Here is a 16134-nt window from a genome sequence, read left to right on the forward strand (position 1 = left end):
AAGCCGCAAAGATATTGCTCAAAGCTTTTCGAACTTAGCGTTTTGCAAACACAAGCCTTTAAAAAAACTTTGCGCACTTTGCGTTAAAAACCACACAAAGCATAGAAACGTGATCCCGACGCTTCGGGAGAAACCTAAAACCTGAAACAAATTTTTCCTTATCTTTACGATATGAAAATAGAAATTTGGTCGGACATTATGTGTCCGTTTTGTTATATCGGAAAAAGACAATTGGAAACTGCTCTTTCAGTATTTCCAAATGATAATTTTGAAATTGAATGGAAAAGCTTTCAGCTGGACCCAACCATCACTGCACAACCTGACACAGACGTTTACACGTTTTTAGCCGAACGAAAAGGCATGTCTCTTGAACAATCTAAAGAAATGCACAAAGGTGTTGCAGAACGTGCTAAAAGCGTTGGTTTAGATTATAATTTTGACAAAGCGGTTATCTCGAATTCTTTAAATGCTCATCGAATCATTCAATTGGCTAAAACCAAAAATATGGGCGATCGAATGGAAGAAATCTTCTTTAAAGCTTATTTTACAGATGGCCAAGATTTAAACAATGGACTTACCTTAATAAAGTTAGGCATTCAAGCTGGTCTTGCCGAAAATGAAGTTAGAGAAGTTTTAGAAAGTGAAGATTTGTTTATAAAAGAAGTGCAATCTGATATTAAGGAAGCTGGAGAGATTGGCGTTCAAGGCGTACCATTTTTTGTATTTGATCGGAAATATGCCGTTTCTGGTGCTCAACCTGTGGAGGCTTTCGTAAAAACAATTCAAGAAATACTGAAATAATTCAACTCTAATTTTCAGCTCTTTAAGATTGAGATTTTGTAACTTTTACAAAACGCTTTGTAATTGAATCTGTTTTGATCTTCATAACTTTATTTTCATTTAAAAAAATAAGGTTATGAGATCTATATGGACAGGTTCGATCAGCTTTGGGCTAATTAATATTCCGATAAAACTTTTTTCTGCCGTTCAAGAAAGTTCACTTGACATGGACATGTTGGACAAAAGCGATCACAGCAATATTAAATTTAAAAGAGTAAATGAAACTACTGGCAAAGAAGTCGCTTTTGCAGATATTGTAAAAGGATATAAAATTGACGAGAAATATGTTGTTTTAGAAGATGAAGATTTTGAAGCTGCCGATGCCGAGAAAACCAAAACTATTGACATTCTAAATTTCACTCTCGAAAAAGAAATTGACAGTTTGTATTACGAACAACCGTATTATTTAGAACCCGACAAAGGCGCTGCAAATGCTTATGCTTTATTGAGAGACGCCATGGCATCTACTGGAAAAGTTGGCGTAACTAGTTTTGTACTTCGAAACAAAGAAGCACTTGCCATTCTAAAACCTTATAAAAATGTTATTGTTTTAAATCGCATTCGATTTGAGCAAGAAATTAGAGATACAAGCGATTTAAAATTACCTGCTGTTTCTAAAACTAAAATGAAAGAAGTCGATATGGCGAATAAATTGGTAGAACAATTGACAGAACCTTTCGATATTTCAAAATATAAAGACGAATACACCGCCAAACTTTTAAAAATTATCAAAGACAAAGCCAAAGGCAAAAAACAAACTGCGCCTAAACTTAAAGTCGTTCACAAACAATCCGATGATTTAATGAGTATGTTGAAAGCGAGTTTAGAAAAGAAGAAAAAATCTTCTTGATTTAAATCGCTTCTGTCTTTTTCAGAATCGATTTGATATCAATTCCTTTTCCTAAAACTGGCGCCCACAAATCGCCTTTTTTCTCAAATCGTTGCAATACATTTTTGATTGTAAATTGTTGCGGAGTTAATTTATCGTTTACTTCATTCCATTCTAAAGGAGTTGAAACTGTCGCTCCAGGTTTTGGACGCACAGAATAAGGCGCTGCCAAAGTTTGTCCTTTTCTGTTTTGTAAATAATCAATGTAAATTTTTCCTTTACGCTTTTTTATAGAACGTTCTAAACTAGTTGAATCCGGTAGTTTTTGATGAATTTCATGAGCCAGAATCTCAGCAAATATTTTGACAGAATCATAATCGTATTTGCCACCAAGCGGAATGTATACATGCAAACCTGACGCGCCCGAAGTTTTGCAATAACATTGTGCTTCAAAACTATCCATCACTTCTTTTACAGCCAAAGCTACTTTTACGACTTCTTTAAAATCATCTTTTTCAGGGTCAATATCGATTACAACCCAATCTGGATTATCTATTCTTTTTATGGTCGAATTCCACGGATTTATATCAATACAACCCAAATTAGCCATATAAAGCAACGTTGCCTTATCATTGCAAATCAGATAATCAATATTTGCATTATTGGATTCTGAGAAGATTTTTTTTGTTTTTATCCAGGTTGGAATTTTATCTTCATCCACATCTTTTTGATAAAAACTCGGACCTTCAATTCCGTTCGGAAATCGATTCATAGACTGCGGGCGATCTTTTAAATACGGGAGAATCAATTCTGAAACTTCATTGTAATAAGTCACAATTTCTCCTTTCGTAATTTTATCGTCTGGAAAATAGATTTTATTTTGATTTGTCAGGTGAAGCGTAACTTTCCCTACTTTCAAATCTAAATCATTTTCGTTTTTATCTGTTGTATGTATTTCTTTTTTCATTGAAGTTTCTTTTTTAGGCGTAATTATTTCATTAGAAAAAACAACATCTTTAGGATTTTTATCCAAACGAAGTCCCAAATAAACAGGCTGTCTTAAGTGATTGTCCTGCGTCCATTCTGCAAATTTTACCTGACAGACAAATTTGGGTTTAATCCATTGCACGGTATCTCTTAAACCCGTTTTCTCATTTAATGGACTTTCATCAATAAAATAGGGACTAAACTTTTCATACAATTCTTTTAACGTTGACTGCGTAAATCCCGTTCCACATTTACCAATAAATTTCAAGATTTTATTTTCATATTGTCCCAATAATAAAGCTCCAAAATGTTCTCTGGAATTTTTAGGTTCTGTAATTCCGATAATGATGGCTTCTTCTGCCTGCGAGATTTTGATTTTCAGCCAATCTTTAGATCTTTTATCTGCGGCATACGATCCATAAGCTTTTTTTGCAATTATGCCTTCACTTTTTTTCTTTACCGCCTGATCAAAAAATTTAATTCCGTTTTCCACAATATGTTCCGAATAGAAAACATTCGTAAAATCATATTTTTCAAGTAGCATTTTGAGTAACTCTTTTCGTTCTAATAATGAAAGTCCGGTTACATCATTTCCGTCAAGGTTTAAAATATCAAAAACATAATATTTTAGTTTTCCTTTTCCTGTTTTCAAATAATTTTGCAACAATTGAAAATCGGAACGACCTGATTTTTCAACTACCACTTCTCCATCCAAAACAACATGATGTTCTATCTTTTCTAAATCTGAAGCAATTGTTTTGAAATTATCTGTAAATGAAATTTTATTCCTGCTAAACAATTCAACATCATTTTCATTACAAACCGCAATGGTTCTGTAACCGTCAAATTTGTTCTCAAAAATCCATTCTTTATCATCAAAAGGTTTATCACTTAAACTGGCCAGCATTGGTTTTATAAAAGTTACTGGTTGATTTGTTTCGGTTGTTTTCTTTGTCGAACTCACTTTTTTTTTAACAGGCTCCGGCTCGTTTTCTTTTTCCAGCTGTTCTAAAGTTCGTTTTGAGATTACCGATTTATTTTGAAGTATTATATCTGCTTTATCAGCATATTGGTCTTCTTTTTTAATTAAAAGCCAAGCATTATCCTCTTTCCCTTTTAGCTTAACTAATGAAAAATTTCCTTTCAACTTTTTTCCTTTCAAGATAATTCTTAAATGTCCTTTTTTCAAATCTGCCAATAATTGCTTTTCGGGAGTTAGTGTGCTTTCCTCAGCAGGCTCATAAGTTCCATTATCCCAAACAATCACATTTCCAGCGCCATAATTTCCTTTTGGAATGTTCCCTTCAAAATCTTTATAACTGTACGGATGATCTTCAACCATCATCGCCAAACGCTTAATATCCGGATCTAATGAAGGCCCTTTTGGCACTGCCCAGCTTTTCAAAACACCGTCCATTTCTAACCTAAAATCATAATGAAGATGTGATGCAGCATGTTTCTGGACAACAAATATTAATTTACTTTCCGATTTTCCTTTTTTTCCTTGAGGTTCTTGGGTCTCTTTGAAATTTCTTTTCTGATTGTATTTGGTAAGGGACATGTTTTCAGAGATTTATTTGAACATAAAGCTATAAATAATTGACATAAAATGAGTTACACAATTTCCATGTTATTAAAGGATTATTTTATTTTTTTTCTTATAAAAGTGTAAAAGCGTGCTACTTACATGTAAATAGCACGCTTTTATTATTTAGTTTTTTATAATTAACTAAAAAAAATTAATGTCCAGCTCTACCTTTTGAATCAGTTGATTTCGTAGTAGTGCTTTTTGCTCTAGAACCAGAAGTTGATTTTTGAGCTTTTCCAGAATCTTTCATTCCAGATTTCGAATCTTTTCTTGAAGTTTCCATAATATTATAATTTTTAAATAATTAACAAGACAAAGTTGCAAAATTATCCAAAAGCTTGTTTTACAGAATTATACTTGACTTTTACAAAATAAAAACTTAGTTGAAAGGAAATCATATAAGAATAAAATCAAATCCTATAATTTTTTTAATCTTCTAATTATCAAATTTGTAAGTATATAAGTTGAGAAATTATTAATTTAAATAAAGCAGCTATGAAAACGAATTTCGAAAGCCGATACACTGCAAAATTAAATGATTTTAAATGCAGCAGACCCGATCATATTGACACCGCTCACGAAAATGAAGCTCTAGATGAAGAATTTACAAGCGGGCAAAATGATGAGAATAATTACAGAAAAGAATGTGAATCTTTTTCTGATAATGATTGTTATGAAATCATAGAAAGCGGATTAAACACAGCTGAAGATAATACTCCTTTTTCAACTTATGATGATGCAAATCCTTTTGACAGTTATAATTTAGATCATGAAGATCACAAATATGATTGTCCACCTTACAGAAATTTTGAATGTTAAAAAATTAAAAGAAATTACTATGTCGTCAAAATATAAATTTTCTTTCGCAATGCTCAATTTTATAAACGTCTTTACGTGTGTTTTGAGTATTTCTTTAATTACTTATCTAATAATTGCAACAAGATAATTATCTAATTTAAAAGATGAATCCACCATTATTGCAATTTAACGATAAAGGAATTTACTGCCAGCAGGCAGATGTTTACCTTGATCCCTGGCGTCCTGTAAAGAATGCCATCATTACGCATGGACATTCAGACCATTCTAGATGGGGACATCAAAATTATATAACACATCATACCAATGTTGCCATTATCAGATATCGTCTTGGCGAAATTAATGTTACAGGAAAAGATTGGAACGAAACATTTACCATAAATGGAGTAAAATTTTCTTTACATCCTGCAGGTCATATTATTGGTTCTGCCCAAATTCGAGTAGAATACAAAGGCGAAGTTTGGGTTTTTACGGGAGATTATAAAACAGAAGACGACGGAATTTCTGTTCCTTACGAAGTCGTAAAATGCCATTCTTTTATAACCGAATGCACTTTTGGACTTCCCGCTTTTAATTGGGAATCGCAAAAAGATGTCATGACCGACATTAATAATTGGTGGGTAGAAAATCGTGCAGAAGGAAAAACTTCCATACTTTTTGGATATTCTTTAGGAAAAGCACAACGATTACTAAAATACCTTGATCAGAATATCGGTACCATTTATACGCACGGCGCTATCGAAAATATGACAAACGTCGTTCGTCCGTTAATAGATTTGCCTGCAACCATTAGAGTCACACAAGAAACCAAAAAAGAAGATTTATTAGGCAATATTGTTCTCGCTCCACCAAGCGCACACGGAAGCACTTGGATTCGAAAAATGACACCTTTTGTTACAGGAACAGCAAGCGGCTGGATGGCTTTTCGAGGTGCCAGACGCAGACGTGCCGTTGATCGCGGATTTGTAATTAGCGACCATTGCGATTGGACTGGTTTACTGGAAAGTATCAAAGCAACAGGAGCAGAAAAAGTAATCTGCACACACGGATATTCTGATATATTCTCAAAATACCTCCGAGAATTAGGTTACGATGCCAGAACCGCCCACACCCAATACGAAGGAGAAACAAACGACGCCGCAAATGATGAGTTATGAGTTATAATTTCAAAGATTATCAAACCATCAACAATCCACTATAAACCAACAACAAAAAAAATGAAAAACTTTGCCGAGCTTATAAAAACCTTAGATAGTTCTAATAAAACATCGGTAAAAGTAGATGCTTTGACTACTTATTTTCTGAAAGCAAGTGACGAAGATAAAGTCTGGACGATTGCCATACTTTCGCATCGACGTCCTCCTCGCCCTGTAAATACTACTTTATTGCGATTATGGGCAAATGAAATCGCAAATATTCCGCTTTGGCTGTTTGAGGAAAGTTATCATATTGTGGGAGATTTAGCAGAAACCATTGCATTGGTTATTCCGACTACAAAAGAACATTCCGATAAAAGTCTGACCGAATTTTTACAGGAAATTATCGCTTTAAAAAAGAAAGATGATTTTGAGAAAAAAGAATATCTGCAAACGAATTGGCTGAATTTAAATTATTATGAACGCTTCGTTTTTACGAAATTAATAACAGGCAGTTTCAGAATCGGTCTGAGTCAAAAGTTGATGACTAGGGCACTTTCTAAAGCTGAAAATATTGATGAAGATACATTGGCTTACAAATTAATGGGCGATTGGAATCCGAATACCATAACTTTTCAAGAATTGATTTTAGACGAAAGAAGCAGTGATTATTTATCAAAACCGTATCCGTTTTATTTGGCTTATCCGATTGAAGGAGAAGTTTCTTCTTTAGGAAATCCAGAAGATTGGAGTGCTGAACACAAATGGGACGGAATTCGTTCTCAAACCATTATTCGCGATAATGAAATTTATGTCTGGAGCCGTGGCGAAGAATTGGTAACCGATAAATATCCTGAATTTCAAACTTTCGTTGGAGTGATTCCGAACGGAACTGTAATTGACGGTGAAATTCTTCCTTTCATAGAAAATGAAATTGGTACTTTTAATGATTTACAAACCCGAATCGGTCGAAAAAATGTTTCGGCTTCTGTTTTAAAAAATTCTCCTGTTATTATAAAAGCTTACGATTTATTAGAATGGCAAGGAAATGATATTCGAAATTTACCTTATGAAGAACGCCGAACTTTATTAGAAAAATTGTTTACTACTTTAATCGGAAAAGATATTCCGCTACAACTTTCTGAAAGAGTTACTTTTTCTACTTGGGAAGATATAATAGAAGAAAGATTGAAATCTCGCGAAATGAAAAGCGAAGGTTTAATGCTGAAACGCAAAGATTCTCCGTATTTAGTTGGAAGAAAAAAAGGAGATTGGTGGAAATGGAAAATCGAACCTTTAACCATAGACGCCGTACTAACCTATGCGATGCGCGGTCACGGGCGACGATCTAATTTATTTACCGATTATACTTTTGCCCTTTGGCAAGAGAATGAAAATCAGGAACGTGAACTTGTCACTTTCGCGAAAGCGTATTCTGGTTTAACCGATGCTGAATTTAGAATGGTAGACGATTTTATTAAAAAAAATACTTTAGAACGATTTGGTCCTGTTAGAAGCGTAACGCCAAAATTAGTCTTTGAAATTGGTTTTGAAGGAATTGCACTTTCTAAAAGACATAAAAGTGGTGTTGCAACCCGTTTTCCAAGAATTTTAAGATGGCGTCATGATAAGAAAATCGAAGAAGCCAATTCTATAGAAGATTTAAAAAATATGATTTTATAAATGAACAGAGAGCAGCTATTTACAATCGCCAGCAATTGGTTTGAAAGTCAGGGATGGAAGCCTTTTCCGTTTCAGACACAAACATGGACTGCTTTTTTGCAAGGAAAAAACGGTTTATTAAATGCGCCAACAGGAAGCGGAAAAACGTATGCGCTTTGGCTGCCGATCATTTTAAATTATATTAAAGAAAATCCAAATTATAAAACGAAACACAATCCCGGTTTAAAAGCAATCTGGATTACGCCATTGCGTTCTTTATCTGTAGAAATCAAACAAGCGGCAGAACGAGTTCTAACCGATTTAGAAATTCCCATGACGGTTGGAATTCGTTCTGGAGATACTTCTGCAGCAGAAAGAGCCAAACAAAAAGGCAAAATGCCCGATTTATTAATTACAACTCCAGAAAGTTTACAATTGCTTCTAGCATCTAAAGGCTATGCCAATACTTTTAAAAATTGCAGCGCAATTGTGATCGATGAATGGCATGAATTATTGGGAACGAAACGTGGCGTTCAAGTAGAATTGGGTTTATCCCGACTTAAAACCATTGCCAAAAATATTCGAATTTGGGGAATTTCAGCCACCATTGGAAATCTGCAGCAAGCGCAAGAAGTTTTACTCGGAGTTGATTCTGAAGCTTATCATAATTCTGTTTTAATTAAAGCCGTTATCAATAAAAAGATAAAAGTCGTTTCTATAATTCCACCCAAAATGGATACGTATCCGTGGCGAGGACACATGGGATTGCATTTAATCGATGAAGCGGCCAAAATTGTAAAAGCCAGTAAAACCACTTTAATTTTTTTGAATGTTCGTTCGGCTTGTGAAATTTGGTATCAAAGATTATTAGAAAAATATCCCGAATTTGCCGGCGAAATGGCGATGCATCACGGAAGTATTGACCGAGAAACCCGACTTTGGGTAGAAAATGCGATTCGAAATGAAGAATTAAAAGTAATCGTTTGCACTTCGAGTTTAGATTTGGGTGTTGATTTTGCTCCTGTTGAATCGATTATTCAAGTTGGCGGTCCAAAAGGTGTCGCTCGTTTTATGCAGCGTGCCGGACGTAGCGGACATCAGCCGGGAAAAGAAAGTGTGATTTATTTTTTGGCTACACATGCCATCGAATTGATAGAAGCTTCTGCTTTGAAAAAAGCTGTCGAACATAGTGTTATTGAAGATCGTGTTCCCTACTTAAATAGTTGGGATGTTCTCGTTCAATACCTCAACACTTTAGCGGTTTCTGATGGATTTTTTCCTGATGAAATTTTCAAAGAAATTCAAGGTACTTTCAGTTATCAAACTATTACCAAAGAAAACTGGAACTGGATTCTCAATTTTATTACCAACGGAAGTCAGAGTTTACAAGCTTATGACGAATTTAAAAAAGTAGAAATTGACGAAAACGGCTGTTATAAAATAAATAGTCGCATGATTGCCATGCACCATAGGATGCAAATTGGAACCATTGTGGGCGATGCTGTAATGAATGTAAAATTTCTGAGTGGCGGTTATATCGGAACTATTGAAGAATGGTTTATTTCAAAATTAAAACCTGGTGATACTTTTATTTTTGCTGGAAAAAAACTGGAATTGTTCAAAATCAGGAATATGCAGGTTTTGGTCAAAAAAGCGAGTCCGAAGAAAGAATCGAAAATTGCGAGTTGGATGGGCGGCCGTTTGGCTTTGTCTTCTCAAATGAGTGAATTGCTTCGTCAGGAATTGTATCGCGCCAATACCGATGATCTTTCTCCAGAATTAAAAGCTTTACAACCTTTATTTTTAAGACAGCGTAAAGAATCTATTGTGCCGAGCTCCGATGAATTTTTAATTGAAACTTTTAAAACTCGAGAAGGATTTCATGCTATTTTTTATCCTTTTGAAGGTCGATTCGTGCATGAAGCTTTGGCAAGTTTATTGGCGTATCGAATTAGTTTACTGCAATCTATAACTTTTTCTTTGGCGTATAATGATTATGGTTTTGAATTGCTTTCGGATCAAGAAATTGATATTGAAGCGGTTTTAGATAATAATTTATTTTCTACAGAATACGTCCATCACGATTTGCAGAAAAGTCTGAATTCGACTGAAATGGCTCGAAGAAAATTTCGAGATATTGCTGTAATTGCTGGATTGGTTTTTACGGGTTTTCCTGGAAAAATGGTAAAAACAAAACATTTGCAAAGTGGTTCTCAATTATTATTTGAAGTTTTTAGGGATTATGAACCAGATAACTTATTATTGCATCAAGCATATCGAGAAACATTTGAGCATCAATTAGAAGAAGGGCGTCTGATTTTAGCTTTAGAAAGAATTGCCAGCCAAAATATCGTTTGGAAACAATGCTTAAAACCAACGCCATTTAGTTTCCCAATTATTACAGATCGATTGAGAGAAAAATTGTCAAGCGAAACTTTGGCAGAAAGAATTCAGAAAATGACCGCTTCTTACATGAAATAATACTTTATGAATATTCAAATACAAGAACAAAACTTTATACTTCATTTCAGTGGCGCTTTATTTTGGGAAGAAAAAAAAACCGTCATTATTTCTGATGTTCATTTAGGAAAAGTAACACATTTTAGAAAACACGGAATCGCGATTCCAGAAAATGCTATTTCTGAAAATTTTAGAAAAATCACAGCAATTCTGGATCATTTTCTTCCCGAGAAAATCATTTTTTTGGGAGATTTATTTCATAGCGTTAAAAACTCGGAATGGGATTTATTTGTAGAATGGATTTCCAATCATAATCAAAAAACGTATTTAATTGCAGGAAATCACGATATCATTGATCAGAAACATTATGATGAAATCGGAATTGTTGTGGTCAATAATTTAGAAATCGACGGTTTTCTATTCACGCATCATCCCACAGAAAAAGAAAATTTTTTCAATTTCTCAGGACATATTCATCCCGGAATAATATTGCGCGGATTGGGAATGCAAAGCTTAAAACTGCGTTGTTTTTTTCATAAACCCAATCAAATGATTTTGCCCGCTTTTGGAGAATTTACTGGAAAGTTTATTCTAAAACCCGAAGAAGATCATATCGTTTATGCCATAGCAGGAAACGAAGTGATTTTGATTAATAAATAATATTACTTACTTCTATATTTTCGGAATGAATTACTTGTAAAAATTCAATCCCCAGTAAATTTACTGAGGATTGAATTTTAAATATTTAGTTAATTATCGTTGATCACTATTATATAGCAATTATATAGCAATTTTCAATTTAAATCTTATTGTATTGTACTCCATTGGCATCGGCATAAGGCAGGAGCAAATTCATTACTTTGCCAAATCGCTGATCTAATTCAGCTCCTTTGGTTTCATCAAGATGTTTTACGGCAGTATCAATTTCTTCGTCACTTTTTCCTTCATCAATCATTTTAGCAATTATTAAAAAATCCCTGCTCTGAATTTCATCTGCATATTCAAACAACTCGATTCCTGCTTTTACAATTGGTTCAGCATCTTTTGGTGGATTCAGATTTTTTATTCTTTTAATATCTTGCTTAAAAATATTTGCATAAGCAAATTTCACTACTTCTTCACAACTTGCTTTTTTCATTGTTTTGCCATCTTCAGACGGCAATTTCAATGTGCCATTCGCTTTATGCTGTCGAAACTCTCTAAAAATTCTTTGAAAACTCGAAGGAATTTTATTGGCATTCAAACCAATTACCTGAAAAACTTGATCAGGAGTATCATTTATCAGATTGCAAGAAAAAATTGAAATCAGCATAATGAAAAATGGAATGATTTTAATTTTCATAAAATATACTTTTACTATGATTTAGTTGTTACGTTCCAAATGTATTTTCTCTATTAATTTGTCAATTTTAATAAGTACAAAATTTTCATACGCCTCTTGCCTTTCTGAGCTTTTTCTTCCAGAACTAAATGCTTCGCTAATTCTGTAATTTTTTATAAATTGAGTTTTATATGCTCCCAATGCATAGTACCAACTTCCCATTTCTGATTGTGTAAATATTACAGCTTCATCTAATTGCATAATTTTCTTTTTTGAAAACAATGGGCTTTTCTTATAAATTGAATTCGTAGAAACATCAAATATATAATGAATTTTCGAACCAATCTTTATATCATACAAAACATGTAAAACAAAGTATATCAATAAAATACATATCGACCAGCGCATAACTTCGTCCAGATGATCCTGAAGAAAAAATAAGGCAAGTAACCCTCCAATTATACCCGCTAAAAACCACCATAACAATTGTAATGACGGTTTATTTGGATATAGAACAAATGTATTTAAAGTATATTCTATGTTATATCTTTCAATAACGTTCATTTGGCTGTATTATTTCATTGATTTCATTAATAAGATTCTGCATAGATCGCGTAGAGAATCCCTGCGCAATTCCCATGCACTTTTCTTTCGTATCTTTCATATAATAAAGGTTTAAAGAAACATTGGTAGTTATAAAATTGTGCTTGATTTTTACCAATTCAAAATTGACAAAATTCGAAAGCGGAATCTGCAACGGTTTATTGATTAATCCATTTTTTATAATGAATTCTTTTTTCTCCATATCTATAATAAACTGCTGTGCCCAAATGGAGATAAAACACAAAACAGTCAAAATACCAAAAATCCAGATTACGGCGGTATTTTTATTATAGATACCACCAATGGCAAAAGCCAGCATTCCGATTACGACTACTAAGCCAAAACCATATTGTCTTTTCATGATAAACTGGCTCCCTACTTTTTCGAATTTTTTAAACTCAGCCATATCCTTAGTCAATTTTAACGCCATCAATAATTAAAGAATCACAAAGAAGTGACAAATAAGCGCTCGTGTAATCAGCCGTAATCTGATCGCTCAAAGAATCAATTCTTCCTTTGGTAAAATCAAATTTTCTGTTGGGCAGTTTTCCAAAAAGATCAGTCATTGTAATCTGTCCGTCAATTCCAGATTTGTTTTTCATAAAAGCGGCTAGCAAAGCAATATCTTGCTTTTCAAAATCAATAGAAAAATAATAATTGTTTTTAATTTCATTCGTTTCCGAATTCACCACAGATCTAGTAAAGGAAAGTGTCGCTGATCGTATGGTGCCTTTTACAATTTTGTTTCCATCTTTGACAGCAATCTCAATTTTTATGCGTTTATCCTCTTGCTGTCCAAAAGTTAAAACAGAGAAAAAAAGGCAACCTATAAGCAACAATGTAAAAAAATTCTTATTCATAATTTCGGGGTTTTAAAAAAAATTAATAACAACAAGATTACTACTAAGATCTTCTGTCGACAATTCGGAATTGGTAAATGGATGTTTTAGATTTTTATTTGGTAAATCTTTACGATTATTGAGAAATATTACTTTTGGCTTAGCTTATAAAAGATTGTTTATAAAGGTTTTTCGTGTAAAATTTGAGTCCTTATTTTTTTGGTTAGTCCCTTCGCAATTTGTACTTTGCTTTCAATTAAAATTGTATATGCACTTAAAAACTACTTTTCTAACGGCAGAAAATGACAAATTTAAAGCGTTGTTCTGTTTCTTTATTTTGTTCTTTTCGTATTCAAACGCGCAGCAAATTTCTTCCATAGAAAAAATGGCGTCTTATGGATATGACAAACGTTTTTCAGATTCTGCCTCTTGCAAAAAGATGCAGCTTCTGGCTTTAGATTTAGCTAAGAAAAAAAAGAATATCGACGATGAAGTGATTTGCTATTCTTATTTGGCATTAACACAAAGACGTTTGCTTCATCTAAAGGAGTTTACCCGTTACGCAGACACTGCCTATATTTTAGCTCAAAAAAGCAATAAAATTAGAGTAAAAGCTTTTGCTTCGCTCGCAATGGGAGCTTTAAAATCGTACATAGACGATAAACCTCAAGCTTTGGATAACCTACTGAAAGCGTACGAACTTTTTACTTCTATAAATGCTCATGATCAATGCGCAAAAATTGCTTCAGATATCTCTTATTTGTTTTCTCCTTCTTCGCCAGAAAAAGTAAAAAAATATGCCAAAGAGGCTTTATACCATGCTGCCAAAGCTGGAGATCCAGAAAGTCAATTGTATGCTCGATTGGCTTTTGGAGGTTATTTAACAGATCAGCTAGATTCTGGACATAATGAAAATTGGTCCGTTGCCGTAAATTTCTTTAAAGAAACTATTGCTTTGGCAGAAAAAAATACTTCTAAAATAGTGAGTAAAAGCAATATTGGAATCGCTTACGTTAATCTCGCTGACCTTTACTCAAAAGGCCCGAAACCAATAGACGAAAAAGCATTATTAACCAATCTCGAAAAGGCTACTGCAATTGCCAAAAAATACAATATTAAAATCATTTATAGAAGCGCTATCGGACTTCAAGGAATGTATTACACCGAAAAAGGAAATTACGCAAAAGCAGAATTGCTTTTTATTGAAGGAATAAAATACCAATTAAGTCTTCCGTATACGGATAATTATCTGCTTGCGACTTTTTATAGCTGCCTAAAAGAGGTTTCGATAAAGCGAAAAGATTATCATGCTTATTACGCATACGACACATTATATACCAAATACAATCAGTTAAAATATAATGAAAGCACACAAAAACTTCTGCAAAACGCAGATGCCCGATATGAATCTTCAAAAAAAATGGAACGGATTAAGCAACTGGAACTTGAAAATGAACTGGAGCAAAAAAACAAACTTTTAGGCTATGGCATTGCTGGCGTTTTGCTAATCGGATTGGTGTTTATGTTTCGATCTTATTATTACAGGCAGCGTTATTACTTAAATCGCGAAGAAGTTTTAAAACAAGAACAAGCCAATAGCGATTTGAAAGTGCAGTTAATGGAAAAAGAAACCATGGAAAATCTGGCAGCCAGACTTTCGCTAGAAAGACGATTACTGCGTTCTCAAATGGATCCGCATTTTATTTTTAATGCTTTAGGAAATATTCAGAGCATGATTCTGCAAAAAGACACTATTCCAGCAGTTTCTTATTTGAATAAATTTGCAAAACTTACGCGACAGATTTTAGAACAATCTCGAAAAGAAACTATTTCGTTAGAAGAAGAAATCGGTACATTAAAAAATTATATCGAATTGCAGCAACTGCGCCTAAACAATAATTTCGATTATGCTATTGTCTGTGATGAAACGGTCGAAGAAGACGTTCTTATTCCGCCACTGTTGATTCAGCCTTTTATAGAAAATGCCGTAGAACATGGATTAAAACCTAAACCTAAAGAGGAAAAAGGTTTGTTAGAAATCTATTTTTCGCAGCAAACCGATCTAAAAAATCTAATCTGCACGATCAAAGACAATGGCATCGGGCTCAACGCTTCACACAAACTGAAGGCCAATGAAAACCATCAATCGCTGTCTACAACAATCACCGACGAAAGGTTGAATAAAATGCAAAAAGAATATCCAAATGCTGGTTTTCAGGTTTTAGAACGCAGTTTAGAAAGTAATGAAACGGGCTGCATTGTTATTATCAATATTCCAATCGTATAAAAATGTATAGAACAATAATTATAGAAGACGAACAACGCATTCGCGAAGCTTTATCTATTATACTTGAAATGGTGGCATCAGATCAAATTCAGATTATCGCTTACGCGGAAAGTGTAGAAGAAGCCGTAAAATTAATTGACCGTTTAAAACCAGATTTAGTTTTTATGGATATTGTACTGCAAAACGGAACCGGATTTGATGTCTTACAGCAGATTTCGTTCAATTCTTTTCATTTAATATTTACAACAGCTTATGAACAGCATGCCGTCAGTGCTTTTAAATACAGCGCCATAGATTATCTTTTAAAACCTATTGATCCAGAGGAACTGAAAACGGCAATTGAGCGTATTTCTCTTTTGCAAGAACGCGTTTTAGAAAAACATCAGTTAAACGAATTACAGCACAATCTTTCGAAAACGCCTGACCGAATTATTCTGCCAACACAAGAAGCGATGTATGTAGTGAAACTAGACCAGATTTTGAGATGCGAAACTTCGGGTTCTTATACTACTTTCTTTTTAATAGACGGAAGAAAAATAATGGTTTCTAAACCATTAAAAAATTATGAAGATTTACTAGAACCTCCTTTGTTTTTCCGCATTCATCAATCGCATTTAATTAATCTTAATTCGATTGTAAGCTATTCGCGCGAAGGAATGGTACACATGAGCGATAAATCTGTTGTGCCGATTTCGAGGAGCAAAAAAGAACAGTTTTTTAATTTGATGAAAGACAATTAATAATTATCAATTGTTAATTTTTAATC

General features: G+C 33.6%; 15 protein-coding genes. 9 read left to right on the forward strand and 6 right to left on the reverse strand.

Translation table 11 applies throughout. The features are described 5' to 3' along the window. The first annotated feature begins 171 nt into the window (after positions 1–171). Positions 172–801, forward strand: a complete 630-nt coding sequence (locus LL966_RS21880) for a DsbA family oxidoreductase (RefSeq protein ID WP_229356254.1) — start codon at positions 172–174, stop codon at positions 799–801. A 115-nt stretch (positions 802–916) separates the two neighbouring features. Then, entirely contained in the window at positions 917–1690 is a 774-nt protein-coding gene (gene ku / locus LL966_RS21885) for a non-homologous end joining protein Ku (protein WP_229356255.1), read from the forward strand. 1 nt (position 1691) lies between these two features. Here ku and ligD read toward each other — a convergent pair whose 3' ends face one another. Further along, positions 1692–4217 carry a DNA ligase D gene (gene ligD, locus LL966_RS21890; RefSeq protein ID WP_229356256.1) on the reverse strand — a complete coding sequence of 842 codons (2526 nt, stop codon included), beginning with the start codon at positions 4215–4217 and terminating at the stop codon, positions 1692–1694. 178 nt (positions 4218–4395) lie between these two features. Next, positions 4396–4527, reverse strand: a complete 132-nt coding sequence (locus LL966_RS22775; RefSeq protein WP_262909504.1) for a hypothetical protein — start codon at positions 4525–4527, stop codon at positions 4396–4398. Between the two features lie 212 nt (positions 4528–4739). Between LL966_RS22775 and LL966_RS21895 the strand changes: the two genes are divergently transcribed. From LL966_RS21895 to pdeM, 5 genes are all read left to right on the forward strand, one after another. Next, a complete protein-coding gene (locus LL966_RS21895; RefSeq protein ID WP_229356257.1) occupies positions 4740–5063 on the forward strand; it encodes a hypothetical protein in 324 nt (107 codons plus the stop codon). 143 nt (positions 5064–5206) lie between these two features. Further along, the gene (locus LL966_RS21900; protein ID WP_229356258.1) at positions 5207–6217 is read left to right on the forward strand and encodes a ligase-associated DNA damage response exonuclease; all 1011 of its coding nucleotides are present in this window, start codon (positions 5207–5209) and stop codon (positions 6215–6217) included. 60 nt (positions 6218–6277) lie between these two features. After that, the gene (locus LL966_RS21905) at positions 6278–7879 is read left to right on the forward strand and encodes an ATP-dependent DNA ligase (protein ID WP_229356260.1); all 1602 of its coding nucleotides are present in this window, start codon (positions 6278–6280) and stop codon (positions 7877–7879) included. Beyond that, the gene (locus tag LL966_RS21910; RefSeq protein ID WP_229356262.1) at positions 7880–10339 is read left to right on the forward strand and encodes a ligase-associated DNA damage response DEXH box helicase; all 2460 of its coding nucleotides are present in this window, start codon (positions 7880–7882) and stop codon (positions 10337–10339) included. It begins immediately after the preceding gene. Positions 10340–10345: 6 nt separating this feature from the next. Next, entirely contained in the window at positions 10346–10978 is a 633-nt protein-coding gene (pdeM, locus tag LL966_RS21915) for a ligase-associated DNA damage response endonuclease PdeM (RefSeq protein ID WP_229356264.1), read from the forward strand. Positions 10979–11117: 139 nt separating this feature from the next. Here pdeM and LL966_RS21920 read toward each other — a convergent pair whose 3' ends face one another. The 4 genes from LL966_RS21920 to LL966_RS21935 are packed head-to-tail and all read right to left on the reverse strand — an operon-like array spanning position 11118 to position 13102. Beyond that, positions 11118–11660 (reverse strand): hypothetical protein, encoded by a 543-nt coding sequence (locus LL966_RS21920; protein ID WP_229356265.1) that lies wholly within the window; start codon positions 11658–11660, stop codon positions 11118–11120. 21 nt (positions 11661–11681) lie between these two features. Beyond that, complete coding sequence (locus LL966_RS21925) at positions 11682–12203, reverse strand: hypothetical protein (protein ID WP_229356267.1); 522 nt, start codon at positions 12201–12203, stop codon at positions 11682–11684. Next, positions 12190–12648: a hypothetical protein gene (locus LL966_RS21930; protein WP_229356269.1), complete on the reverse strand. Its 459-nt coding sequence runs from the start codon at positions 12646–12648 to the stop codon at positions 12190–12192. The genes LL966_RS21925 and LL966_RS21930 overlap by 14 nt, the downstream gene beginning before the upstream one ends. A 4-nt stretch (positions 12649–12652) precedes the next feature. Then, the gene (locus tag LL966_RS21935; RefSeq protein ID WP_229356271.1) at positions 12653–13102 is read right to left on the reverse strand and encodes a hypothetical protein; all 450 of its coding nucleotides are present in this window, start codon (positions 13100–13102) and stop codon (positions 12653–12655) included. 247 nt (positions 13103–13349) lie between these two features. Between LL966_RS21935 and LL966_RS21940 the strand changes: the two genes are divergently transcribed. Both LL966_RS21940 and LL966_RS21945 read left to right on the forward strand, forming a co-directional pair. Further along, a complete protein-coding gene (locus LL966_RS21940) occupies positions 13350–15368 on the forward strand; it encodes a sensor histidine kinase (RefSeq protein WP_229356273.1) in 2019 nt (672 codons plus the stop codon). A 2-nt stretch (positions 15369–15370) separates the two neighbouring features. Further along, positions 15371–16108, forward strand: a complete 738-nt coding sequence (locus tag LL966_RS21945) for a LytR/AlgR family response regulator transcription factor (protein WP_229356275.1) — start codon at positions 15371–15373, stop codon at positions 16106–16108. The last annotated feature ends 26 nt before the right edge of the window (positions 16109–16134 follow it).

This window comes from Flavobacterium chungbukense (assembly GCF_020805785.1).
Lineage (GTDB): Bacteria > Bacteroidota > Bacteroidia > Flavobacteriales > Flavobacteriaceae > Flavobacterium > Flavobacterium chungbukense.